11 protein-coding genes are annotated in these 25,754 nt (G+C 61.5%); 4 read left to right on the forward strand and 7 right to left on the reverse strand.

Going from position 1 to position 25,754, the window contains the following annotated elements; genetic code table 11:
- Window positions 1–423: 423 nt before the first annotated feature.
- Window positions 424–1,548: an ABC transporter ATP-binding protein gene (locus KRX12_RS07035; protein WP_218366176.1), complete on the reverse strand. Its 1,125-nt coding sequence runs from the start codon at window positions 1,546–1,548 to the stop codon at window positions 424–426.
- Between the two features lie 238 nt (window positions 1,549–1,786).
- Between KRX12_RS07035 and KRX12_RS07040 the strand changes: the two genes are divergently transcribed.
- The 4 genes from KRX12_RS07040 (at window position 1,787) to KRX12_RS07055 (ending at window position 7,761) form a co-directional block, all read left to right on the forward strand.
- Entirely contained in the window at window positions 1,787–3,880 is a 2,094-nt protein-coding gene (locus KRX12_RS07040) for a beta-galactosidase (protein WP_218366177.1), read from the forward strand.
- 441 nt (window positions 3,881–4,321) lie between these two features.
- Window positions 4,322–5,653 (forward strand): ABC transporter substrate-binding protein, encoded by a 1,332-nt coding sequence (locus KRX12_RS07045; protein ID WP_218364745.1) that lies wholly within the window; start codon window positions 4,322–4,324, stop codon window positions 5,651–5,653.
- A 197-nt stretch (window positions 5,654–5,850) separates the two neighbouring features.
- A complete protein-coding gene (locus tag KRX12_RS07050) occupies window positions 5,851–6,798 on the forward strand; it encodes a carbohydrate ABC transporter permease (protein WP_370625202.1) in 948 nt (315 codons plus the stop codon).
- Window positions 6,799–7,761, forward strand: a complete 963-nt coding sequence (locus KRX12_RS07055) for a carbohydrate ABC transporter permease (protein ID WP_218366178.1) — start codon at window positions 6,799–6,801, stop codon at window positions 7,759–7,761.
- A 116-nt stretch (window positions 7,762–7,877) separates the two neighbouring features.
- On the opposite strand, the gene KRX12_RS07060 is transcribed toward KRX12_RS07055, so the two are convergent.
- The 6 genes from KRX12_RS07060 to KRX12_RS07085 all read right to left on the reverse strand — a co-directional run bounded on the left by KRX12_RS07060 (window position 7,878) and on the right by KRX12_RS07085 (window position 25,752).
- Window positions 7,878–14,204, reverse strand: coding sequence for a DEAD/DEAH box helicase (locus KRX12_RS07060; RefSeq protein WP_218366179.1), 6,327 nt, complete (start codon window positions 14,202–14,204; stop codon window positions 7,878–7,880).
- A 6-nt stretch (window positions 14,205–14,210) separates the two neighbouring features.
- The gene (locus tag KRX12_RS07065) at window positions 14,211–18,788 is read right to left on the reverse strand and encodes a DNA methyltransferase (protein ID WP_218366180.1); all 4,578 of its coding nucleotides are present in this window, start codon (window positions 18,786–18,788) and stop codon (window positions 14,211–14,213) included.
- Between the two features lie 13 nt (window positions 18,789–18,801).
- Window positions 18,802–21,792, reverse strand: coding sequence for a DEAD/DEAH box helicase (locus KRX12_RS07070; protein WP_218366181.1), 2,991 nt, complete (start codon window positions 21,790–21,792; stop codon window positions 18,802–18,804).
- Between the two features lie 1,513 nt (window positions 21,793–23,305).
- Window positions 23,306–23,692 (reverse strand): D-ribose pyranase, encoded by a 387-nt coding sequence (gene rbsD, locus KRX12_RS07075; protein ID WP_218366182.1) that lies wholly within the window; start codon window positions 23,690–23,692, stop codon window positions 23,306–23,308.
- 12 nt (window positions 23,693–23,704) lie between these two features.
- Window positions 23,705–24,673: a ribokinase gene (locus KRX12_RS07080; protein ID WP_218366183.1), complete on the reverse strand. Its 969-nt coding sequence runs from the start codon at window positions 24,671–24,673 to the stop codon at window positions 23,705–23,707.
- A 146-nt stretch (window positions 24,674–24,819) separates the two neighbouring features.
- Complete coding sequence (locus tag KRX12_RS07085) at window positions 24,820–25,752, reverse strand: D-ribose ABC transporter substrate-binding protein (RefSeq protein ID WP_218366184.1); 933 nt, start codon at window positions 25,750–25,752, stop codon at window positions 24,820–24,822.
- Window positions 25,753–25,754 lie beyond the last annotated feature (2 nt).

Consider the following 25,754-nt stretch of genomic DNA (forward strand, 5'->3'; position numbering starts at 1 on the left):
TCTGATGCGCCCTCCGGTGGTGCCGATGGCGCACTTGTGCACACGCTGCTCGGCCCCTCGGTGGGGCGTCATAGATCTCCAATTTTACTTACTCAACGTCCAGTAAAGGCGGTTTTCCGCCGCCAATATGTGGGCTATTAGCTCGCTTGTGGAGCAGGGGGTTAGTGAGGGGCTCTGGTTGGCCGAGGACGCCACAGTGTCCACTCGCCACGGTGACGGTGATGGCACGGGAGCTACGTCGGAAAGAAGCTGCCTGGCCTGCAGATTCCGTCGTTGAGCTGCAAACGTGCGGCGAACATCGACAATTTCCCTGGCATGCAGGCCTGGTGGTGCGAGGTTTTTAGCGCCCATCGCAGCAGCGCCCCAGCCGGCGGAGCTAGTGCGGTGCGGCGGGGGCGCTGAATCGGAGGCGACGAGGGGTGGTTAGTCGATCAGGCGCTCTCCCGTGGAGGGGGAGAAGAGGTGCTGCTTATCGGGAAGAATGCGCACGTAGATCGTGCCATCGCCCTTGGTCACAGTGCGCGGAGGCACACGCACGATGAGGGTGGAATCGACGGAGCCCGACTTCGGTGCCTTCTCGGGGTCGGCGCCGGCCAAGGAGCCATAGACATAGGCGTCGGAGCCCAGCTCCTCCACGAGGTTCACATGCAGCGGAATGGCGCCGGGGGTGTCGGCGGACACCAGCTCGAGAGATTCGGGGCGGAAGCCCACGGTGAGAGTGCCCTGGTCCTCCTCCTTCAGGGCGCTGATGGCGTCGCGGGGCACGGGGATCTCCGCATCGCCAAGCACCGCGCGCTCACCCTGAATGGTGAAGGTCCCGAAGTTCATCGAGGGCGAGCCAATGAAGCCAGCGACGAATTCATTGGCCGGCTTGTCATACATTTCCTCTGGGGTTCCGACCTGCTGGAGAATGCCGTCCTTGAGCACCGCAATGCGATCGCCCATGGTCAGCGCCTCAGTCTGATCGTGGGTGACGTACACGGTGGTGGTGGCCAAGCGTCGCTGCAGATCCGCGATCTGGGTGCGGGTTTGGATGCGGAGCTTGGCGTCCAGGTTGGAGAGCGGCTCGTCCATCAAAAAGACCTGGGGCTGGCGCACAATGGCGCGGCCCATCGCCACGCGCTGGCGCTGGCCGCCGGAGAGGGCCTTGGGTTTGCGGTCGAGGAACTGGGTGAGGTCAAGGATGTCCGCGGCCTCTTCCACCCGCCGGTTGATCTCTTCTTTGGCGGCTCCCGCGATCTTCAGGGCGAATCCCATATTGTCCCGCACACTCATGTGCGGATAGAGGGCGTAGTTCTGGAACACCATCGCGATATCGCGGTTCTTCGGCTGCATCGCGGTCACATCTTTGCCGCCGATCAAGATCCGGCCGGCATTCACATCCTCCAGGCCTGCGAGCATGCGCAGCGAGGTGGATTTACCGCAGCCGGAGGGGCCGACGAGAACGAGGAACTCGCCGTCCTCAATGTGGAGGTCGAGCGAGTCGACGGAGGGCTTTGTCGCGCCGGGATAGACGCGCGTCGCCTTATCAGATGTCACAGTTGCCATGATCTGGCACACCTTTCTTCACCGGCAGGTACGTGCCGGACGATCCGTTGTGAAGGGGGGTATGAGCAGGCCGCGGAGCAGCCGGCTATTTCTGCCGAGCGATTCGTGCCACACGAAGCACTCCCCATCGATTGTGACACAGTTTTATGGCTCTGAGACGCTGAACCCATAAGGAATCTCTTTGTGGCAGGATTTTTCCTAGTGATAGTTATCTCCCGAGGGGAAGGAACACAGCAGCATGCATGCTTGGCAACGCCGCGGCATTGCCTACGGCGGCGACTACAACCCGGAGCAGTGGAGCCCCGAGACCGTTGATGAGGACATCGCCCGGATGAAGGACGCGGGAGTCACCATGGTGAGTCTCGGGGTCTTTGCCTGGGCGGCGCTCGAACCGGAGGAGGGACGCTACACCTTCGAGTGGTTCGACCGTGTGGTGGACAAGCTCGAGGCGGCGGGAATCGACATCGACTTGGCCACGGCCACCGCCTCGCCGCCGGTGTGGTTGGGCCAAACCTACCCCGAGACGCTGCCCATGACGCGCGAGGGCGTGGTGTGGGGCCATGGCTCGCGGCAGGCATTTTCGCCCGCCTCCACGGTATTCCGCGAGAAGGCCTGCGCCCTCATCACTGAGCTGGCGCGACGCTATGCCCACCGCGAGCATGTGGTGATGTGGCACGTGGGCAATGAATACGCCTGCCACACCTGGGAGTGCTTCCGCCCCGAGAGCCAAGAGGCCTTCCGCACCTGGCTGAAGCAGAAGTATGGCTCTATCGAGGCGCTCAATCATGCCTGGGGCACCGCCTTTTGGTCGCAGACCTACACCGATTTCTCCCAGGTGGCGGCCCCGAATCCCACCCCCACCCTGCACAATCCGGGCCATGTGCTCGATTGGAAGCGCTTTAATGATTGGATCATCCGAGATCTCTATATCGCGGAGCGGGATGCGATCCTCGCCGTGGACCCGGATGCGATGGTGACCACCAACTTCATGGGACTGTTTCCGAAGCTGGATTATTTCGCGTGGGCAGAGGAGGTGGGGGTGGTATCCAATGACTGCTACCCCGACCCTGCCGATCCGCGCGGGATTGAAGAGTTCGCGCTCAACGCCGATCTCTCGCGCTCGTGGGCGAAGGGCAAGCCGTGGATCCTCATGGAGCAGACGGCCGCGATGGTGCAATGGCGGCCGCGTAACTCACCGAAGCGGCCGGGCCAGCTGGCGTTGTGGAGCATGCAGCAGATCGCGCGTGGCGCAGATGCCATCTTGTACTTCCAGTGGCGGGCGTCCACGGCCGGCAGCGAAACCTATCACTCCGGCATGCTGCCGCATGTGGGTCCGCAGAATCGCTCCTGGAAGGAAGTGGTCTCTTTAGGGTCGGATCTGAAAAAGCTCGCCCCCGTGGTGGGCACCCACACCGAGGCCACTGCCGCGGTGCTGCTGGACTGGGATGCGCTCTGGGCGCGGCAATCCTGTGTCGGCCCCACGGAGGATGATCCGCTCTTCGCGGTGCGGCAGTGGTATTCCACGCTCTTCAACCAGGGGCACGTGGTGGACTTCGTCCAGGGGGCAGATATTGCCGATAGCCCCCACTCCTTGATCGTGGTTCCCGCAGAATTTCAGATCACCGAGGAGACGGCAGAGAACCTCCTCGCTGCTTCTCGACGCGGCGCTCAGGTAGTACTAGCCGCACGGACAGGAACTCAAGCCGCGGATGGGCGCGCCGTTGCCGGCTATCTCTCTGGCTTCCAAGAGGCGCTCGGTGCCCGCGTGATGGACATTGCCCCGCTCACCGGCCCCAGTGCTCTGACCTTTGATCCCACCCACGAGCCCACCGGCCCCTTCGATCGTATTTCCGCCGCGGTCGGCACCCCTGGCGCCGCAGAGCAGCTGGATATTAGCCTCGGCCAGGAATTGACCGAGCAGCTGGATGGGTGCGCTCGCGCCACCGGTGGAATGTGGGCCGAGGAGCTGGCCGTGGATGGCGCAGAGGTGCTGGCCACCTTCGCGGACGGCGATCTCGAGGGTTTCCCGGCGGTGATTCGCTCCGCTGTGGGCGATGGCGCCCTCTGGTACGTGGCGACGGATGCCGAGGGGGCATTGCGCCACGCCATCCTGCGCGCCGCCGCTGGCGCCGCGAATGCCGCGCCGGCACTCCTCGGGGCGCCGGCGGGCGTGGAAGTGGTGCGACGGGAAGGATTCACCTTCCTGCTCAACCACTCCGATACTGAACAGGAGGTGGGTTCTGTGGAGCCCGGCACCGATCTGCTCAGCGATACACCCACCGGCGAGACCGTGCTGGTCGCGCCCCGCTCGTCGGTCGTGATCCGCCACTAGAAACGAGCGGCCAACGCCGCTATCGCTGCCCACGCGCCCCGTACCTCCTCGGTACGGGGCGTTTTTCTGTGCAGCCGCCCCGAGGCACTGGGGTGGCAGGCTGCCCCCGCAGCGCCCCCGATATAGGGTGTGTGGTCGCTCTGAGCTGTGGGTGTTTCCTAATTCACTATGGCGAGGTGAACGAAGATTTCCCCAGAAAAGTTGTGCTGAGCTGCGGGGTAAGGGAAGTGAGAATAAGGCTCGTGCCGGAAGTGCGCAGCTGAGAAGAAAGTATGGCGCACCCCCTGCCGGACGTCTGATGTGTTGGTTATCATTGAGGAAGTCAAGGTGTACTGCGCACCACAATGGGTGCGCCTCGCTCCGGTCCGCCCCCGCTTACCCCCAAGCCACATCCCGTGGGCCAGGGAGATCGCACCTTTTGTCCAAGGAAGGATCAGTTTCATGAGTGAACATTCCCGCGGCGCGCGTCGCATGTTTGTGAAGACAGCGTGCGTCCTCGCGTCCAGCAGCCTGGTGCTCACCGCCTGCTCCGGCGGAGATGACGGAAGCTCCACCTCCGCAGCAGAAGGAGGCTCCTCCGAGGGCGGAACCATCGAGTACTGGCACCGCCTGCCCGATAATGCCGGGGCTACGAAGGTCAATGACATCGTGGCCAAGTGGAACGATGAGCACCCCGATATGCAGGTGAAGGCCACCAAGTTCGAGGGCGATGCCGACGACTCCTATAACAAGATCGACGCCGCCATCAAGGCCGGCACGGCCCCCTGCCTGGCCCAGGTGTCCTACTCCGAGATGGCGCAGCAGCTCGTTGCCGGCCATGTGGAAGACATCGCCGAGTACGCCAAGCAGTACGAGGACAACTACCAGCCGGGCGCATGGGGCGGTGTGGTCCTGGGCGAGGGCATCTACGGCATCCCGCAGGACACCGGCCCGCTGGTGTACTTCTATGACAAGGCTGCCTTCGAGGAGCTCGGCATTGACGTGCCCGAGACTTGGGAGGACTTCACCGAGGCCGCCGAAAAGGCCAAGGAAGAAGGCAAGTACATCGGCGTCTTTGAGCCCGATGAGGCCGGCGCCATCATGGCTGGTCTGTCCGCCGCCAACGGCGCCGAGTGGTTCGCTACCGAAGATGATTCCTGGAAGATCGACATCGACGGCGATAAGACACAGCAGGTTGCCGAGCTGTGGCAGGGTCTGCTGGACGATGAGCTCGTGGCGAACTACGAGCGCTGGGGCGATGACTTCAAGGCTGCGTTGAACGGCGGAGAGATCATCGGCACCGTGGGCGCGGGCTGGGAAGTCTCCCTGCTGCCCGAGGATCTTCCGGACGGCGCCCAGTGGGGTGTGGCGCAGCTGCCCGTCTTTGATGGTGCAGATCAGATGAGCGGCCCCGATGGCGGTTCGGCTATTTCCGTGCTCAAGGGATGCGAGAACCCCGAGGGTGCCACCGAGTTCGCCAACTGGTTCAACACCCAGATTCCGGAGCTGACCACCCAGGGCTTGCTGCCGGCAGCCAAGGGCGATGTGACTACCCCGGAGGATCTGCAGAAGGTCTATGGCGAGGACAACGTCTATGAGACGATCGCCGAGGCCAATGCGAACATGAACCCCAATTTCGCCTTCTCCCCGACCTGGCCGGTGGTGAAGCAGCAGATCAACACTGACGCCGGCAAGGTGGGCAGCGAGGGCATGACCCTCGACGAGGTGCTCACCAACGCCCAGAAGCAGGGAGTGAGCTCGCTGAAGGACGCAGGCGTCAGCGTCAAGGAGTAGGCACTACTCCTCCTAGCGGGAGCTAGATAGTTCCACGAACTCTCAGGCGAGGAGGGCATAATCTTCCCCGCCTGAGAGTGCTCGTGGTGCCGGCTCTCCGCTCGTCCCCATCTCTCTGTGGCTGCCGCGACGCTGTGCACAGTGTGTATCGCCCGGCTGCGGCTCCCACGTGCTTTACGTTCATTGAAGGACATCCTGTGGCACACACTGACACACATGCTGTGGCCAAGCAGAATGCGTCGGTTATTAAGGCGCGGCGGCGACGCTCGGCGATGTATGGGTGGGCATTTTTGGCCCCGTTCGCCATTTTGTTTATCGCGATCTTCTTGGTCCCCATCTTCACCTCTATCTACAGCAGTTTCTTCCTCGAGAAATCCTCCGGCGGCCTCTATGGAACGAAGGAACTGTCCTTCGTCGGCTTCGAGAACTACTCCACTGTGCTGCATGACAGCCGTTTCTGGCACGGCATGGGCCGAGTGATTCTCTTTGGCGCCTTCCAGATCCCCATCATGATCTTCGGCGCCCTCGCGCTGGCGCTGCTCTTGGATTCGCTGGCCGCCCGCTATATCGGCTTCTACCGCCTGGCCTACTTCTTGCCCTATGCCATCCCTGGCGTCGTGGCGGCAATGGTGTGGACCTACCTCTATAACCCCACGCTGAGCCCCATCATGAAGGGGCTGTCGGCCATCGGCATCGATATCAATCTCTTCGACACCAATATCGTGCTCGTCTCCATGGCGAACATGACCACGTGGACCTTCACCGGCTACAACATGCTGATCTTCTTGGCCGCGCTGCAATCGATCCCGCACGATCTCTACGAGGCGGCGCGGATCGACGGCGCGAATGAGTGGACCATCGTGCGCCGCATCAAGATCCCGATGGTGAAGAACGCGGCCCTGCTCGCGGTGCTGCTCTCCATCATCGGCACGGTGCAGCTGTTCAATGAGCCGACCGTGTTGGCCACCGTGCAACCGTCGATGGGCGGCGATTACACCCCGATGATGCTGGCCTATAACACCGCAATGGGCACGCTCAGCCCCTCCGGTTCCGGCCCGGCCTCCGCGATCTCGATTGTGATGGCTTTGCTTTCCGGCATCATGGCCGCGGTATATGCCGTCGTGCAGAGGAAGTTGGATAAATAAATGTCTACTCACACCACGAATACGACGCCGGACTCCGCCACCGTGAAGGGCCCGAAGGACGTGAAGGGCCCGAAGGGCACCCTCCCCGATGGCCGCACCTATCGCAAGAGCAAGTCCAATGTGGCCTTGTCCATGCAGCCGACCGCGACTGCCAAGATGGCTACCCGCATCACGCTGGTGATTGTGGCTATCTACTTCCTTTTCCCCGTCTACTGGCTGGTCGTGTCCTCCACCAAGGCCACCGGCGATCTCGTGACCACCAATGGGTTGCTGCCGGCCGAGCCGCATCTCGCCGAGAACTTTAACTCGCTCACGAACTACGGCACCGGCGATTTCTGGCGCTCGATCCTCAACTCCGTGCTCTACTCGGGCGGCTCCGCCATCATCGGCGTGCTCGTCTCGGTGGCGGCCGGGTATGCGATCGCGAAGTTCCGTTTCGCCGGGCGCAATGTGGCGCTGGTGGTGATCATGGGCGGCTTGCTCATGCCCGTGGCGCTATTGACCGTGCCGCTCTATCTGCTCTTCAGCCAGATCGGGCTGGTGAACACCCCCTGGGCCATCATCCTGCCGGGTGCCGTGAGCCCCTTCGGTGTATTCCTGGCACGCATTTATGCGGAGACGGTGCCCGATGAGCTGCTCGAAGCGGCCCGCATCGATGGTGCCGGCGAGTTCCGCATCTTCTTCACCATTGTGCTGCGGCTTTTGGCCCCGGCCATGGTGACCATCTTCCTCTTCATCTTCGTGGCGGCGTGGAATAACTTCCTGCTGCCGCTGATGATGGTGACCGATCCGCACCTCAAACCGGTGACGGTGGTGCTCTACGGCATGATGAGCTACTTCAATGCCGATAAGGGAGCGGTCTTGCTGGGCTCGCTCATGGGCGTGCTACCGATGATCATTCTCTTCCTCGGCCTGCAGCGCTTCTGGCAGTCCGGCCTCTCCGCTGGAGCCGTCAAGGGCTAAGCCTTCGTCGCGGACCCACCCCATCCCCTCCCTCATCCCTCGCGGATAGGGGAGGGGATAGCTATGGGTACCACACCCTGCGCACGCTTATCGACGCCCACCTCCGGCGCATGCGCCTAATCGCGCAGGCGCTGGACTACCTCCGGCAGGTTCTCCGCATCGCTGAGCTCAGCGATGGTGATACTCAGCCACGGCGCGGCGAGCTCATTGTCGTCGAAGAGCAGCGCCAGTTTCTGCTCTGTGTCTTCGAGCTCCCACACCGCAATGGTGGACACGCCGTTGATCTCATCGCCGATATTCTCGGGCGCGGCCACCCCGGCGCGTGCGAGAACACGCAGCGCGGCCACCGCCTCCTCATCGTCCTCCCACTCTTCGAGTACCTCGGCCCATGCGTCGCTGATCTCGGAGGTGTGAGACGCAGCCGCGGTATCCGCCGCAGCCGGGCTCGCAGCAGCAGCTGCGGGCACTGCCGCCTCCACTGCCGAGAGCTCGCTGTCATCCCGCACATCAATAAGCACGCTGTTATTGCTGAGGAAGCCTAAGTTCGAGATGTGCAAGAAGCGGTTCCAGCTGTCTTTGTCCGAGCCCTCCTGGTCTGGAATAAAGCTGATGCGCACGCCCTTGTCCACGCGGCGCAGATCCACCGCCGGTCCCAGCAGCTGGGGGCCCTGTTCCTGGGCGGCCCAGGAGATGTGGAAGGCCGCGGCCTCGCCGAGCTTATCCCAGCGATGGGTGGGGTGATGCAGAATTTCCAGCAGCTGCGTCATGGGATCGCGCAGCAGCAGCTCGTGGAAGGAATCCTGGAGCCGCAGCTTCTCATTGAGCACCCCACGCAGCTGCCCCACATACCAGCGGGGCGTCTGGGTGGCGCCGGTGGTGGCCGTGGCGCGCCGGGCCTCGAGATCCTTGTAGGTAATGGACCACGGGTACATGCCGCGGCGGGCCAGCTGTGACCGCTTGGCGATGTCCCCAGCCACCCGGTTGTGCAGCTGGCTGGCGTGATACTGATAGCCGTCGAGATAGGCGGCCACGGTGCTCACGGTGGCGTTATCGGTTTCAAAGTAGAAGTCGGGTTTGGTTTCTACCAGATCCTTCTGCTCGTGCATGGTCCACTGGTGGGGCGAGTTCGGGAAGCTGATGGTCCAGCGAGCATTGTTGCCCACTGTTTGCTCCTGCACGCGCGCGCCCTTGGCCTTGAGATCGGCGCGCAGCTGCTCGAGGAACATCACCTCGAGTGCTGAGCGGCTATCCGGCTCTGGGGCTTCCTCGGTGATGTGGCCCTCCCAGAGGTTCTCCTCGCGCAGCGGATCGACGCTGTCACCCGGGTGGAGATCATCCACCAGGATTTTGGTGATCGCCGCCAGCGCTGATTCCCGCGAGGTCTTATCCACATCACTGCCGGCGCTAAAGGGCAGTAGGCACTCGGGGCAGGCTTGGCGCTGATCGTTCTGGCAGGGGCAGTGCTCCAGCTTTTCATAGGCCTTCAGCAACAGGCGGCGAATATCGGCCGAGGAGGTGAATTGCGAGAGATAGCCGGTGCCGCCCGGGATCGTGTCATGCAGCAGCAGCATGGGGCTCACCTTGCCGTGGGTGCTGGCACGGACCGGCGCCACATCGAGGTGATCGGGGTTGCCGCCGAGGGCCAGTTTGAAGCCCATGCGGATCGTGGCGATGAGGCTCGGGGTGGCGTTCTCATCGGCGGCGGCAATGCTGGGCGGCAGGTGCATGAGCACGCCTTGGGTGGTGAGAGTGCGCCCCAGGGCGAAGGCGATGGTGTCCTCCTCGGCGGCATTGCGCAGGGAGCACCAGGGCTTGTGGTCGCGCCAGTGATTCGATCCCGCCTCGGAATCCTTGTGGCCGCACTCGCGGCACACGCGAAACATGGGAGTTTCTACTTCGGCGCCGCACAGGGATTGGCGCATTCCGCCTTGGGCGCGGCCCAGGTTCAGCCAGCGCATGTTCACCGAGGGCAGGTAGCGGATACCGAAACCGGTTTCGCGCAAGAACCATCCCTCGCCATAGCCGCCCTCGGGCACCACCATGGACAAAGCGCGCTCGAAACGCACCGAGGTGCGATCGTCTTTGGCATCGGTAATCGCGGAGCGCGAATAGTCCACGCTGGCGTAGACGCGCGTCATTTCCACCACGTTGATCACCTGCGCGGCGTCGGCAAAGCGAGCGTCGCCGCAGTGTGGGCAGGGCAGCGTATCCGTATCCGGGGTTTCTACCCGCGAGTAGGAGCAGCTGGGGCAGAGCCGCCACTGTTGCACAGCGGCGTTATCCGGTCCGAGCTCCACCGAGTCCACCGTGGCGGCAATGCCTTGGGCATAGAAGGTGGCGTCGGGGGCGAGCTCGAAGAGCGCGGAGGAGATACCGCGCGAATAGTCGCGGGCATGCGTTTCGATCTCCCCGGTATCGGCGTCGGTGCGCGAGATCGAAAGGTGAAACTCCACGGTCTCATCCAAGAGCGTGAAGTTCGGCAAAAGGCCCGCGCGCTCCATCACGGCGATCCAATATTCCTCCTCGAACTCGGAGGTCAGCTGGCTGTTGATGAAATTCGCCGCCGCCCGGGTTTGGCGCAGCTGCAACTCGGTTTCCTCATCGGCGCTATTGCTTTCGGCGACGCGGTTGAGTTCATCGAGCGTGGCATGCACCGCCTTTTTGCGCTCGAGGAGCATTGCGCGGTGGGATTGCCAAGTGCTGCGGCTCTCGCGCAGCACGGCCACCGCCTGGGTGGTGGCCCACTCCCGCAGCTCCTCCTTCACGGCCTGGGGCGCAAACTCGCCCAGGCTGTCCAAGAATGCCTCGAGCTCAGCGTCGATCCCCGCCTCGATGCGATCGATCAGCGCGGCCACCACCGTGCCCTCGAAGTCCTGCAGGCCATAGCCGAAGACGGACTTCGCGCGCGTCGCCGACACATTCACCTCGGCAAAGTCCATGGTGTCGATCACATAGGCCAAGAACTGCCGGTGCAGAATCTCTCGCGCAGACAAAAAGGCCGCCGGCGGCTGCACCACACCATTGATGGTGCTCAGCGGCCGTTCCAGCCTAGCCAGCGCCTTCCCGCGCCCGCGGGTCACAGCGATCACCAGCGAGTTGCCGCTCAAACGCCCAGCGCGGCCCACGCGCTGCACATAGGAGGCCACAGAATCCGGCAGGGAGGCCAGCATCACCGTGGACAGATCCCCGATATCGATACCCATCTCGAGTGTAGGGGTAGCCACCAGCACATTCGGCGCATCCGGTTGTTGCTTATCGACGGCCGCCTTGAACTGTTCCTCGATCTCTAAGCGATCCGCGGTCGCGAGCAAGCTCGTGTGCTCGCGGCTGATGACCGTGCGGGAGTCCCGGGAGCTATACAGGCTGCGGTAGTAGTTGTGCGGATTAGCCACTACCTCGAATCGGCCCTCACAGCCGAGCGAGTGGCAGGGGGTGTGGGACAAGAGTTCGCGGCCGTGGGCGTCCACGCCGAAACGACGGTGGCACACCGAGCATTCGAGGATGCCGGGATCGGGTTCGTGCACCACGCGAATGCGCGAGGACTCGAGATAATACATGGTGGCGCCGGTGTTGGACTCCAGGCTGCCCACGATGCCCTCTGCGGCCAAGAGGCGAAAGAGCGCGGTGACCGCCCAGGCGGCATGGCGGGTATCAATCCCTAAGTGGGTGGCGCTCCAGCGGGCACACCAGCCGCGCTCCTCCGAGAGCGGCAGCACCGAGTTCTTCGATTTCGCGCCAGCGAGTTTTCCGCCCGCACGGGGAAAGTGCGGGGCGCCGCCTTGGGGGAAGCGGGGCACGCCTTGGGCGGCGGCTTCGCGGCGATAGAGCATGTACTCATTGCCATCGTCTTTGATGAAGGCACGCAGCAGCTCGGTGTAGATACCGCCGCTGAGGCGGGTGTATTCCAGCAGGCCGCGGGCCCAGGCCAGCTCGCTGCCGGCGCCATCGAGTGCGTCGCCGGTGGCGGGGTCATGGGAGATAAACGCCGCCATTTGCGTCTCGCCGAAGGCGCTGCGCAGAGCCTCTTTAGCGATGGGCTCCAGCACCGCATCGTCTACGTCCACGCCCACGGAGACTGTTCCGGTGGAGACCAAAGAGCGGGGCAGATCGGCGCGATCACCAAACTCGAGAGCCACATCCAGCTCGAGCACCTTGGTCAGGCGCTTGGTGGCCTCGCCGCGCTGCCCCGAGGAATAGCTGGGATCCCAGAAGGGCGCGAAGCGTTTATTCTCCGCCACCCAGGGCGGCAGGAGCTCAAAGCGGGAGCGCGCCGGGACCTCATCCGCATCGGCGGAGGCAATGAGCTGCTTGGGCAGGGTGTCTAGGGTGGTCGCTTCGTCGATGGCCGCATTGGTGCGGCCACGGAAGGCGAAGGTGCGGGCGCGGGATTGCATGAACCCGGCGCGGTGCGCGGCATCCTGCACGGAGTCGGTGAATACCAGTGATTTCTTCTCTGCGGCGTCCACATCGTCCATGCCGAAGAGATTGGACACGGCCACGGAAAGCAGCGTGGCCACGGAGGAGCCGAGGAAGCGGATGGAATCGCGCTCCCCGCAGGAGGGGCAAACGTTCTGGCGGGCAAGCTCGTCTACGTCCTCGCCGCCATAGGTGAGAACCCGCACCACGCCACCGAAGTCCAGGTGTTCCTCATCGGGCTCGCTCACGCTCAGCTGCGCATTGGGCAGATCCAGCCAGGCCAGCATGGAGTGGTCCTCGGCCATGCGATCGCGTCCCAAGCGCAGCTCACTGGAGGCGTCGATGAGCGGCCGCATCATGGTGCGTTTACGCACGCTATGGCCGCGGATGGTTTTGGGGTTGGTTTCGATGCGCTCATCGCCGGGTTGGACGCTGACCATCCACCCCGAGCGCCCGCAGTTACGGCAGTAGCAGGCCGGCAACCAATTTCCCTCGGTGGTGCCGTTATCGGACCAGCGAAACATTGCCGCCCCGGCGGCGTTGAGCTCCACGGCGCGGTCGATGCGCGATACCTCCCGCACCCATAGGTGGGTCTCTACCCCGGGGAATTTCTTGCCGTGCCAGCCATGCAGCGCCCCGAACTCGGCGCGCAGGTGCGCGATCAAGGTCAGGGTGTGGGCAATAAAGGTGGCTGCGTCCGCGCCAAGCTGACGTAGCGTTTCGGCATGGAAGAGCTGGGCATCCAGCGGAGTCTCGTCCTTTTCGAAGGATTCCGTTATCGCCACCGGCCGGCTCGTTGCCTGCAGCAGCTGAAGAACCCACTCATTGCGCGCGGCCATCGCAATCGTGTGCTCCACGGAGGTCTCCGCGTCTAGGCCGAGTAGTTTTTTGCCGAGCACCCGGCGCACGATGCGGTCGTGCTCCACATGTTCCTCGGCCTCGGTGGCCTTTTCGATCGCACGATTCATCTCCTGCATCGCCGCGGCCGTCGGCGCGGGCGTGGGCTCGGCCTCGATCCCGGTGAACTCGGCAATGCTGCGCTGCCACTGTTCGATGGTGAGCACGGTTTCGCGCACCACGGAACTCGGTGGCAGCTGTTCGCCGAAGATAGTGTGCGCGAACTCGAGCATCTCTGTGGGCGCGGAATTCTTATCGCCCAGTGTTGCGGAGGTAGCCACCGGCGTGATCCGCCCCAGTGGGCGGGCCTTGTCCTCCTCGCTTAACTCGCTCTCGGGCTGGAGGGCCTTGATCTTCAACCCCATGCGCCGCAGCAACAGCGCCACATCGGTGCCTTGGGCGCCGTCGTAGGTGTGGAACTCATCGAGCACCACATACTGCAGGCTTGTCGCCGATTCCTTCCATAGCTGCTGGTCTTCATCGCGCAGCAGGAGCTGATCCAGCATCTTGTAGTTGGTCAGCAGGATCTCCGGCGGCGCCAGCCGCATCGTCTCCCGATCGGTGATCAGCCCCGCCTCGCTCACGGTCCGACGGTGCGAGTCAGCCGTTTCACCGGTATAGATACCGGCACGAATCCCACCCAACCGCGGATCGGTGGTGATCAGCTCCGCCAGACGCGCCGCTTGGTCATTAGCCAGCGCATTCATCGGATAAAGGATGAGCGCCTTAATTCCCCGCCGCCCCGTGGTGCGCAGGCAGTGATCCAGAATCGGGTAGAGAAAGGACTCCGTCTTACCCGAGCCCGTTCCCGTGACTACCAGAGTGGGCTCTGGGCGCCGCTCCTCGCCATCGCGTGACGACGCTAACCTGCGGAACGCCTCCGCCTGGTGCCGGTAGGGAAGAAAATGCTCCGGCAGCCAGCCCAGAAGGTTCGACCAGTCCGCCGCCGGGGCATAGGGCAAACGGGTGCGCACATAGGGCCCATGGAACATGCCCTCCTCGGAGTTGGTGAGAAACTCCTTCAGCCCCGCCGCCGTCGCCTGCTCCGCCAGGGAGAAGCTGGTGGCCAGGTACTCACTCAAGCCACCAATAATGTGGTTCGAGGCATGCGTGGGGATGATACTGGACATGATGGGTTATAGCTCCTTGGAAAAAGCCTCATAGGCGGCCCGCAGATCGGCTTCACGATCCAGCGGGGCAAAGGGGTAGTCGAAGGTATAGGACACCTCAGACTGCGGGTGCGTCCAGGTGCGCTCCGCCGCAGACAGCTCCGCGCTGGGCTTCAACTTCTTCTCGAGCTTCACAATCTCCTTCGGCACCTTCCTGCCATGCGCATCATAAAAATCCTGTTGATCGTAGCGACGCATCACGGGGAATTGGGTGCGATAGATCATGCACAGCTCATCAGCGCTGATACCCAAGGACAAGGCCACAATGGCATCAATCTCATTCTGCGCATGCCAGCGCTCCTTCGCGTTCCGCAGCGGCGTCTCCGGTGTCCACTCCTCACCCGTGATCTGCTCCCACAAGGGCGCATAAGCGCGGGTAAGGCAGTTCAATTCCAGATAGCGGCGAGCCGCGATGGGCCACAGCGCGTTCTCGGTGCCGAGGGGGAGCGATTCGAATGCTGCTGTCCTAATATCTCCAGCACCCCTTGATCGAACCATGAAATCTGCAATGACAGAACTACAAAAGGCCGCCGCAGTCACCGCCGGTATGGACTCTAAAGGCCCTACACTGAAAACTGGATCCACGTGTTTCGCTCCAGGTGGAATGATCCCTGGATAAAGGGTGCGAAAGCCCGTTGTCGCCGCCATACGTCGCCAGGCGACGCGGTAGTGATCCGCTACAGGAGTACGCCCCTGCTCCGTGTCCCAGAAGCCATAGGCCGTCTCATAATCGTCTTTTTCTCGGTTGGGCTGATAGGCCGTGGCAGGGATGAAGTTCTCAGGGATAGCCTCAAGATCAATCTCGGACCAATCTTTGTTGTTCTTCATCGTGGGATTGGGCTGCTTAATCATGGGCGTGGATACGCCAAGATGCGGGCCTTGCAGAATCGCATCCGTCCAGGAATCTGGATGCTGCCACGAGGTGTCGAAGTACCCCTTCTTCTTGTCTGCAGATTCATGCCAACCGCTAGAGAACTGTAGCCCCAGAGAACCAATACGATCTGCGGCGGCGAGCTTTTCCAGAACGGCGGCAGCAGCGGTGTTCATGGTATAGACCATGCGGGTTTCCAGCAGCGGTGTGCTGGGATCCTCCAGGATGGACTTCCACAGCTCGAGGGTGTTCTTATCTACGGTGGCAATACGATCGCGGTGGGGCCGCAGATCCCAGTTATCGTTATCGTCTTTGACACCAGGGACGTCTCCGACACCAGAATGGATGAGAGAGTCTCGATACGTGTGTGGATGATAGAGGTGAACTGCCTGCTTAAACGAGATGTTCTCACGCGGGTGTCCGTAAAGATGGATCCCATAATGCCGTGTGTTACCCATATCGAATAGGACCAGCTCGTTCTTAATTTCGAGATGCATGCGCAGGCGCCGATAGGCCCCTATGCGCAGGGCCGCAGCCTTCTTCTCGGTGAAGTGTGATTCGGGGTGGATCAGGGAGATCACACCAGTGTCGCTGGCATTGGCCCAAGTGCGTTCCATAAAGCCGCGATAGAGGTCTGGCTGCTGGTCGGCAAGGTGTGGATAGCGGGTGATATCGCCGAGTACCTCCGCTGTCGCCACGGTTTCCCCCAAGCCACGAGAGAGCGTGTCCAGCACAGCGGAGTCCTCGAGCAGTACCGCGCGCCGTTCCTTCTTTGCAGCTTGAGTGGGCTTAGTGGCCAGTGTGAACCATGGATCGTGCTCAGAGAGCAATGCATCGACATCAGTACGGGGCCGCACCCAGGGCGGGTTGCCCACTTGGAAGTCGAAGCCGCCCTCGGCCATGACGGCGGCGAAGTCGAGATCCCAGTGGAAGAAACTCTGCTCGGTACTGACGCGCTCCACAATGGCCAGCCACGGGTGGGCTTCCAGCAGCTCCTCGTACTTCAGAGCGCCGGAGGCCTTGAACTCGAGGTCCTCGATAAAGTCCAAGTCCTCCCAGTCCATGGCGAAGCCGAATCCCTCGGCCTGCTTCTTTCCAGACTTCAGGGCGTCATTGGCCCGGCCCAAGGCGTGGTGAAGCGTGCGCAGCCACTCCTCACGGCTGGGCAGAAGCTCCGTCTCATTCAGCGGCCAGAACCACAGGGCGTTCCAAGCGTTCATGATCAGCCGCAGGCGCTGATAAGAGCCGTTGAGATTAGCGAAGAGCTCCTGCTCGATCTGTGCGCGGGTGACCGCGCCGGCGCTGTGCTGCTCCGGCTGGCCCCATAGGTTAATGGTGCGCCGGGCCTGCTGTTCTGCGATGCGCAGGCGCACCAGAGCAAAGCGCCATAGCACCTCGACTCGCTCGGAGAGCGCCCCGAGCTCGCGGGCGTGTGCCTTGCTAAAGCCCTTCTGCACCGACTTTCGCCACGTCTTCATGGCTGCGATCTGCTCGGGCGCCATGGCTTTGAGGTCCTTGGATTCGCTGGCGGCGCCCCAGCCAAGGGCGGGAACGAGGAAGTGATGCACCCGCGAGGAGACCGTCGGATCGGGGCTCTGCGTGATAATGGCTTCCGAGACCGTCTGCACGCTGTGGTGCCGCGGGCGCTCCGAGAGGTACTGCTTGGTGGTGAGAGCGTCTGTGCTCAGTGTGGAACGCGTCGCCCCGATAAGCGAGTTGCCGTGGCGCAGGTGCAGGCCGAACCACGGGGCCTTCAAATCGGCGGTCATGGTGTTTAGCCACAGCGAGATTTCGGCGAGCTCTACGGCGGTGCGGTTGAGGTCTACGCCATAGACCTGGTGCAGGGCGATGGAGGCCTTCACCTTTTGTAGTTCCTCGGTGAGGGACTCCGCCGGAATCTGCTCATCGAGCTCTTCTTGTTTCAGCGTGATGTAGAGCTCTGCCAGCTGGTTCACGGCCTCCACGGCGAAGGCGCCGGAGCCCATCGCCGGCTCGCAGATACTCAGGTTCAGCACATCATCGGCGCAGCTGATACGGCCGGAGCTGCGCAGCTCCTCGATGGCCTGGCCCACGGTGAACTCGGTGATCACCGGCGGGGAATAGAAGGAGGCCGAGCGCTCTCGATCCCGGGAGGATTGGCGGTACACAAAGGAGCCGGCCTTGTGGCGACGATTGCGGGTGCGGGTGCCGGAGATGGCGTCGTCAATCCGCTCTTGGACGAAGCTGTCCGGGGGCAGAGTGGCGGCCAGCGACTCGGGCACAACCCATGATCCCTTGGAGGGATCGCCGTGGGGCGCGACCTCCAGCAGCTCTTGGGTGGCGATGAAGCCGGTATAGGACATCAGGCCCTCGTACACCTGGCCGAGCTGGGTGACACCGAGGGTGGCATAGGAGACGAAGCCGCGCTCACGGCCCGAGGTTTCGGGGGTGAGCAGCAGGTTTTGCAGCACCGTGTGGAGGGCGGCATTGGAGAGTTTGACGCGGGAGATATACGCGGTGGCATCCGGCTTGAAGAGATCCGCGGCGAGATTCCGGAAGCGGAGGCCATCGGCGCCGGCGTTGGCGTCGAAAAGCTCGGCGGTGGGGTCCAAGGGATCATGGCCCTGATCCACCAAGGAGAAGAGGAGATCGAGGCTGTCGTAGAGGTAGGTGCCGCGGGCGGCCCGCTCGCTGGGTGGTTCGATGAGGATCTGGTCGCGCAAGTTCGACAGACCATAGCCCTCGTCATATTCGGGCACCCCAGTGGGCAGGATCTGCAGCTCTGGGGAGGCCTCGGCGAAGAGTAGGAAGAGGATGCGATAGAGATAGCGCAGTGATTGTTTGGCCAGCTCATTGCCGTCGAGATCAATCGGCAGGCGCTGCTCGCGGTGGCGATCCAGCACATCATTGCCGATGATTTCGATGGATTCCTTAATGGCCTGGCGGAGGCTTTCGCTCACCTTCACGGCGTGCTCGCGGGACTCGGCGAGCGTCTCAAGCCACCAGGTGCTGCCATCGGGGGCGCAGGTGATGTTCTCCCACGCCAGGGCGGCGCACACCTGCTGTAGCTCGCCGCGATTCTTGGTGTTATTGCGCTCGGCGGCAAGGGCCACATCCACGCCGAAATACCGACCGAGGGGCCAGGAATCGCGTTCGGCGAGAATCACCCAGGAGCCGGCGATCAGCACGATGAAGGCCGGCTGTTCCTCGCTGAGGAATAGCTCCGTCACCAGCTTGGTGGCCGACCACTCCAGCTCGGCGCCATCCAGGCTCGGCAGGGTCAGCGGGGTGGCCTCCACCAGCTCTTCAATATTGGTGATGGGAGAAACACGAAGGGTAGCGGCCTTGTGCTGCAGCGAACCGGTGAAGGCGAGGGTGCCGGCGCTGCTCTGCACCTCCTGCGCTGCCGGGTGCGGATAGCCACAGGCGGATTCGATGGCCGCGGCGGCGGCCTCCACCGAGGAAGGAGTGGCGGGGTCAATGGTGGATAGCGCCGTCTGCAGCTCATTGCGCTGGGCAGTGAGCCGACCCCACGGGGAGGTGGAGGACGCGGAATCCTTATCGTCGGCCTTCCACACCTTCACTGCGTCCTCGGCACGCTTGCCAAAGGACGCGCCCTTGGTGTTCTCATCGTTGGTCAGGTAGTAATCGCTGATCCACTCGTCAACGTTGGCGATGGAATCGAAAGAAGCCATGGGGAGATCCTTGTTATGCGCTGGGGGTGGTGGCGGGAATGATGACGGCGAGGGGACGGATAAGGGAACGCTGCGGGCGGGTGGCCACGAGCATCTCACGCTGCTTGTCCACCACGGCACGAGAGCGGGGTGCCCGGCCGGAGCTGTGGCCGATGGCGCTTTCCCATTCGGCGGCGCGCTCCGACCACGCCGCGGCGCGGCTTTCGGCCTCGGCGATGCCGGCGCTCTGGATGGCGTCGACATGCGTCTCCGCGACATCAAGCGCCGCGCGGATCAGTCGGTTCGTCTCCGGCGGAACCCTGAGCGAGCCAGTGGAAATAGCCTGCTCATTCAAACCGATCTCACGCAGCATGGCGATGGGATCGGTGACGGTATCCACCGTGGCCGCAGGAATACCCTCGGGCACATCCAGGCCGAACTGGCCCGGGGTGGCCAGCAGGAAGGAACGGGTGACCACCTGGCCGCGGGAGCTAGTGAGCGTGGCCATGAGCAGCACCGTGAGCTCCTCCACGTCGCCGGTGAACGCGGGGATCTCGGACTTAGCCATCGAGGACAGGGCGCGATCGGCGGCCCAATCCGATACCGGGTGCAGCGGGCCCAGATAGTGCGCCTTCGGCCAGGTCTTCGAATCGTTATCGCGGGCCGCCTGCAGCTGCGACTCGCCGCGAGCAGTGGAGGTAGCCAGCATCAGGCGCTTCTTGACTTGGCGATAGTCCACATAGTCCTGGGGCAGCAGATCGAAACGGCGCTGCAGATCCGGTGGGGGAGTCAGCTCCATCGTGTCATTATCGTGCAGCTCCATCGACACCCCGCCGCGCGCCGGGGACTCCGAGGCCACATCATGAAACGCCTCCGCGAGGGCCTGCACGAGATAGTCCTGCTCGCTGGAGAACAGGCTATGAGTGGCCGAGGAGGTCAGTGGCTGCTCTGGTTCCTCGTCGAGGACCAAGGTGCCGCTGTTGAGCATGGCCCAGAGATCATCCACGGCCCGCTCGTCTGCACTGCTCTCGGCCGAGGGAGCATCCGTGTCCGGAGCGTCCGCGTCGGTGGCGTGGTCTTCGGCGTGGCGGGCGGCGCGGTCGCGGGCGTCACGCACCACCTCTTCCGCGGTGCGGATAGTGGATTCGAGATCACGGCGGCCCCGAAGAATATCGCGGACGCTATCTTCCTCGCTGCGGATGGAATGCTTGCCCATGAGCAAGGAGGCATCGCCGAGGAATTGGTGGGCGGCGTGCTCACGCTCGACGAGCTTTTCTAATACGTGGGTCTCGCCGATGCCCTCCTCGGGATCGAGAAGCAGCGTCGCGATCTGCGGCGGGTTGGTTTGGCCATAGCGATCAATACGGCCATTGCGCTGCTGGATACGGATAAGCGACCACGGGATGTCATAGTGCACCAGGTGGTGGCATTGGCTGTGCAGGTTCACGCCCTCGCTGGCCACATCGCCGGTAATGAGCACCCGGAGCTTGGAATCGGCGCGCTTGAACTCGTCGATCAGCTCCATCTGCTCCACATCGGACATGCCGCCGTGCATGACTTTCACCGCGCCCTTGCCCAGCTTGAGGTCCTTGCTCAGGTTGGTCTCGAGGAAGTGCAAGGTGGCGACACGCTCAGAGAAGATCACCACTCGCTGCGAGGAGCGCTTCTTAATGCCCACCTCATTGCGCAGATAGTCCACGAGCTGGAAGTACTTATTGGAATTATCGGGGGTGATGCGCTCGGCCAGCTCGCGCAGCCGGTGCAGGGCCTGCACTTGGGCGCCGCTGCTGGTGGAGGCGGAATCTGCGGCGAGAGTGCGCAGGCGGTTATCGATGGTCTCCAGCAGGGCGGCAGGGGAGGAAAGATAGGCCTTGACCAGGGTCCACGGGAAAAGATCGCCGGCCAGTTTCGTGCTCACCCACGTCTCGCTGAGCTCGCGGGCTACGGCATTTTCCTCCGCCGAGGCCTCAATGAGGATATTGGTGGGCTCCGCGCGGATCGCCCACTTATCGCCCACCACCGAGGCGACCTCCTTGGAGTTGCGGTGGCGGCGGATAATGAGGTCCTTGGCGGCGGCCTCATCAATCACTCCGCTCGGGCTCACGGCCAGAGGATCGAGCAGGCGCAGGATCTCCTTAAACGAGTCTGGGTCGCCATTGTGCGGGGTGGCCGAGGCGAGGATCAGCGCATCGGTGCGCGGCGCGAGCGTGCGCACCAAGCGGTTATTGTGCGTGCCGGCATTGGTGGCGTTGTGGATCTCATCCACAATCACGATGTCCCAGTTCACCTTCTCCAGCTGGGCGAGGTACTTAGGGGACTTCAAGGTATCCATGGACACGATTACGCGCGGGAAGTACGTGAAGGGGTTCTTGCTGGCCGGCAGCTTCTGGCGCACCTTTTGAATACCGATCGAATCCAGACGCACCAGCGGAATGGAAAAGCGCGTCCACAGCTCCTGCTGGAACTGCTCCAGCACATGCTTCGGGGTGACCACCAGAATGCGCTCCCCGCGGCCACGCCGAATCAACTCGGCGGCGATCATGCCGATTTCGAGGGTCTTGCCCAGGCCGACGGCGTCGGCAAGCAACACGCGGGGCTGTACCCGCTCGGGGTCGAGAGCCATGCGCACGGCCGCGAGCTGATAATCGAGCGGGTCCGCGAGCATACGGGTGGCCACGTCGAGCTTCTGTTGTCGCAGCGGCACCGGGGTTTGGCGCATCGTGGACTCCAGCCACAGCTTCGAGTGGCGATAGCGCGGGGAATTATCCGGTACGGGAGTGACCGCGGCGGGGTCGAAGATGCGGACATCGTCAAGGGCGGTGAAGAAAGTGGCGGTGGTATCGCGCACATAGTCGCTGAGGCCGCGGACCTTGATGCGGAAGCCATCGGTGGAGCGGGTTACGTGGGTGACCAGCCACGACTCATTGCGCACCTCCACGGTGACGCCGGGCGCGAGCTGATCGAAGTAGCTGGGGTCGCGGGGGCTGGCGGTAGCAGATGAGGCCGCTGCGGAGGGCTGAGTCATAGTTCCATAAGTTTAATTAGTCAGCGCTCATGGTGGGCCGATATGACTACGCCGTGTTGGGGAGAGGATCTTTTGGAATCCCGTGCAGCATCGGGTGGAAAAATCCAATATTTGGTTCGTGCTGCGCCTAAAACACGGCCTATCCCCGAAGCTGTGTTTAAGGTGTGGAGCGACGGGCCAGAGATCAGACACCCTGAGAGCTAGAGCGACGAAAGCGTGATTCGTACAGCCTTACAGTACCTACAGCGCCAAAAAGGAAGGGTACTAGACCATCAACAAACTGAGTAGATACACCGCGACTGCTAAAACTAGCGGTGCTCTCGCGCAACGATGAAAAATCCTCCTGGAGGACCGCACCTCCAACATCGATGGATAGACGTCGATCGTGGTGTTTCGCTGTTAGCTAAGAGAAGCACGATCGAATGGTGGCGCCCAAAACAAACAACCGAAAGGTTTTCTCTATTGCAACGAGAACTTGTCAGAGTAAGTAGCTATTTAAGGGTGATCTGGTAGGTACATGTGATATTCACAGTGGATAGCGAGAGCGGCTAAAGGTAAATTTGGATAGAATTATCGACGATACACTGAAACGCTAACTTTAAAGCGCTGTATTGGTTCGGGCGCGACTTCGACACACGCCATGGGGCACCGACTGTCTTATGGCGGGAATAGCTGCACGAAACGTCAAATCTATGGCAACCTAAAAACTGGCCGCGTGGCTTCAAGGTAAAAACGTTTCGGAATTAGAAGAGGAAGGAAAGTATTTCATAGAAGATGCGCTAATTTCCAAACTGCCATGGGCGCTTGCGGCGGTCCGTGCTAGAGCTTCGGCCTATGACGGCGAAGACGATGCTAATGCGTGGACGTTTTATGGGGAATATAGCGTAGCGGTTACAGCACTGGAGACAGGGACGCTCAACCCTTCAGCGGCGCTACTTATGAAATCGGGTTTCCACTCCCGCAATGGCGCGTTGGCTGCTGTTTCTAGCGCAAACGGGAGATTTCTGGCCGTCCCGGGAATGCGGGAATGGTTAGAGTCAGAAGAGGTGCAGATTCTTTCTACTGATTTCGATTGGCCGACAGGCTACTCCCACGAAATGTGGATTGAGTTTATAAAACATGCCTCGAAGTCGCTTGATGGAGCTTGGCAGGTTACAGAATCTTTGGTTGAAGTGAGTTGAGTTCCCGGGCACGAATCCAAATTTGGTATACCGTATCGGGCTGTATCTGTTGCTAACGGTGAGACAGTCCTGCAGACAGCTGACGGTATGGTTGTTGGCTCCCTTGATAGGTCTCTTAATCCATGTCGCAAGGGTTTGCTCTTGGCGAGAGGTACTTTTAGGCAAGATTTAGTGATGCTGTCCTATATTGGCACCGCAGACCTGTATCAATAGGTGTGTCCAGTGGTTCTAGGTCTGTGGAATAGAAGCCAAAGAACTGCATGTTTCACGATAGAGCAGTGCATATTAGTGGAGGCTCATTGTTGTCTCTCGTGAGTCTTTTCTGGATTTGTTCAGAAGGGGACGCCGCAACAAATAATTGCGTTGCTATAAGGGGTTACAGAGCCGGTACGAACTACGAATTTACACTCGGACAGCATGCCTTTCAGTGCTTCGTGTTCCACCTTCGAGATTTCCGCTTTTGGTGCTGCAGCTCGCAGTGCTTCGAGTCCTGTGCTTGGTGACTGGTGTGCCGCAGTGATCTCTTCAATCTCGATATGCGGCAGGATGCGCTCGACAACGGGAACGAACTCGGGTGTTCCAAAATCTATGGAGAGGTCAACGACCTCGACGTCACTAGGGATCGGAAGGCCCACATCTGCTATAGCAAAGAGGTCCTTATGTCCTAGGCGGCTAACACAGCGAAGGAGATCGCGGTTTGAGAGTCCTTCTTTGAGCATTGGATCTTTCTCCTAATCTGTTGAGGGCAGTGCAGTATTGATGTCGGGATATGAAGACTGGGCACCTTCATGTTGCACGGAGTAAGCTCCGACCCTCACCGCATGTTCGACTGATGAGACGAGACTGTCTCCGGCAACAATCCGAGCCGCTAAAGCACCGGCAAATGCGTCCCCGGCACCAGTAGTGTCAACTACGTTTACCTTCGGGCTTGGGATTCTATGAATAGAATTCCCTTCACCACATCGTTCTGCTACAACCGCTCCTTCAGCTCCTAGGGTGAGAACTACTGATGAGAATCCTGCTTCAAGAAGGTAGCGAGCGATGTCGCTAAAGCTGCTATCTGGGGGAGTGTCGTAGCCAAGCATCCGAAGTATCAGAGAGGCCTCGTGTTCGTTGGCTATCAAGGGATTAGCTTCGAGCAACGCACTCGGGGATACCTCAATGACCGGCGCAAGGTTCACCACAGTTCGGAGACCATTGCTCTTCGCGAGGCCGACGGCCTCTTCGAAGGCCTCCGGAGGTAGTTCCCCCTGAAGCAGAACAAGCCGAGCAGCTTGAATCGCCGAAGCGCCGGCCCGAACACGATCTGCGGACACTAGTGCATTTGCCCCAGGAACAACGACGATGCAGTTCTCACCATCTTCCGATACGTGGATTCCTGCAAAGCCCGTGGGCGTGTCGATTTCGCTAACCTCCGTTAAGTCCACACCAGCGGCTTTCAATCCGCTCAGGGCTACTTCCGAGTGAACGTCGGTACCGTGGGCTCCAATAAAAGCAACATTGGATCCTTGCAGGGCAGCTGCAACAGCCTGGTTGGCTCCCTTGCCACCAGCACGGTGGGTAAGGCTGCGTGCGAGGATTGTTTCACCTGGGGCTGGATGGCGCTCTACTCGGATTATTTGATCAACATTGATTGATCCCACCACAATCACATCGGGGGCGTCGGCTCTATCATCGTCTTTTTGTGTATGGCTCTTCATGACTATCCGTGGCTCGGTATGGTGAGAACTGAAGCAAGAATTTATTCTCATGTGTCTTTTCAATGGTCAGCTGCACTTGAGCGGCGCGAGGCCAGAGCTCCGACAACCGTTAATTGAGGAATAGGAGCCCTAGCCTCCGGAGACTTCTACTTCTCGAAGTCGCCGACGTTGTCCTTAGTGACGGTTACAACCTCGACAGGAACGGTATCTTCTACTTCCTCTCCCTTAGCGAGTTTGGCAGCCTGCTCCACTGCGGTGGCTCCCAATTCGCCGGGTTGCTGGGCGATAGTACCGACCATGCGGCCGTCTGCTACTGCGGCTAGGCCATCGCTCGTGCCGTCGAAGCCCACAACCATAACGTCTTTACCTGCGCGATCCCCAAGGGCTTCCAAGGCGCCAAGGGCCATCTCATCATTTTCAGCGAAGATTGCCTTGACATTGGGGTGGGCTTGGAGGAGGTTCGTTGCGACGTTCAGGCCCTTGGTTCGATCAAAGTCGGCAGTTTGCTGAGCCACAACCTCGATGCCGGGGTACTGCGTGATTCCCTCAGAGAAACCCTTACCACGGTCGCGAGACGCGGAGGAGCCTGCAATGCCTTGTAGGACGATGATCTCGCCTTCTTCGTTGATGGAATCCGCGAGAAGCTCAGCTGCCTGCTTTCCTCCTGCGACGTTATCGGATGCGACAAAAGAGTCAACTGTTCCGCCCGATGCCGATCGGTCGAGGGCAACGACGGGGATCTTCGCTTTGTTGAGCGATTCCACTGCAGGGACCACGGCGTCAGAATCGGTGGGGTTCACAATCACCACTTGTGCGCCGGAGGTCACGGCGTTACTCAGTTGATTGATCTGTGTGGCGGAGTCATCAGATGCATCTTGAACAGACAAATTGATACCGAGTTCGCCAGCCTTCTCTTCAGCTCCATCCCGCACCTGGACGAAAAATGGGTTGGTTTGGGTTGAGAGTGCCAAGGTGACGTTTGCGCCTTGAGCACCAGCGTCACCATCGTCACCACGATTGCATGAGACTAGGCCCATCGACAGCACAGCAGCTGACAGGAGAGCAACAGATTTTTTCATGA

The sequence above is a fragment of the Corynebacterium sp. TAE3-ERU2 genome (assembly GCF_019209955.1).
GTDB lineage: Bacteria > Actinomycetota > Actinomycetes > Mycobacteriales > Mycobacteriaceae > Corynebacterium > Corynebacterium megadyptis.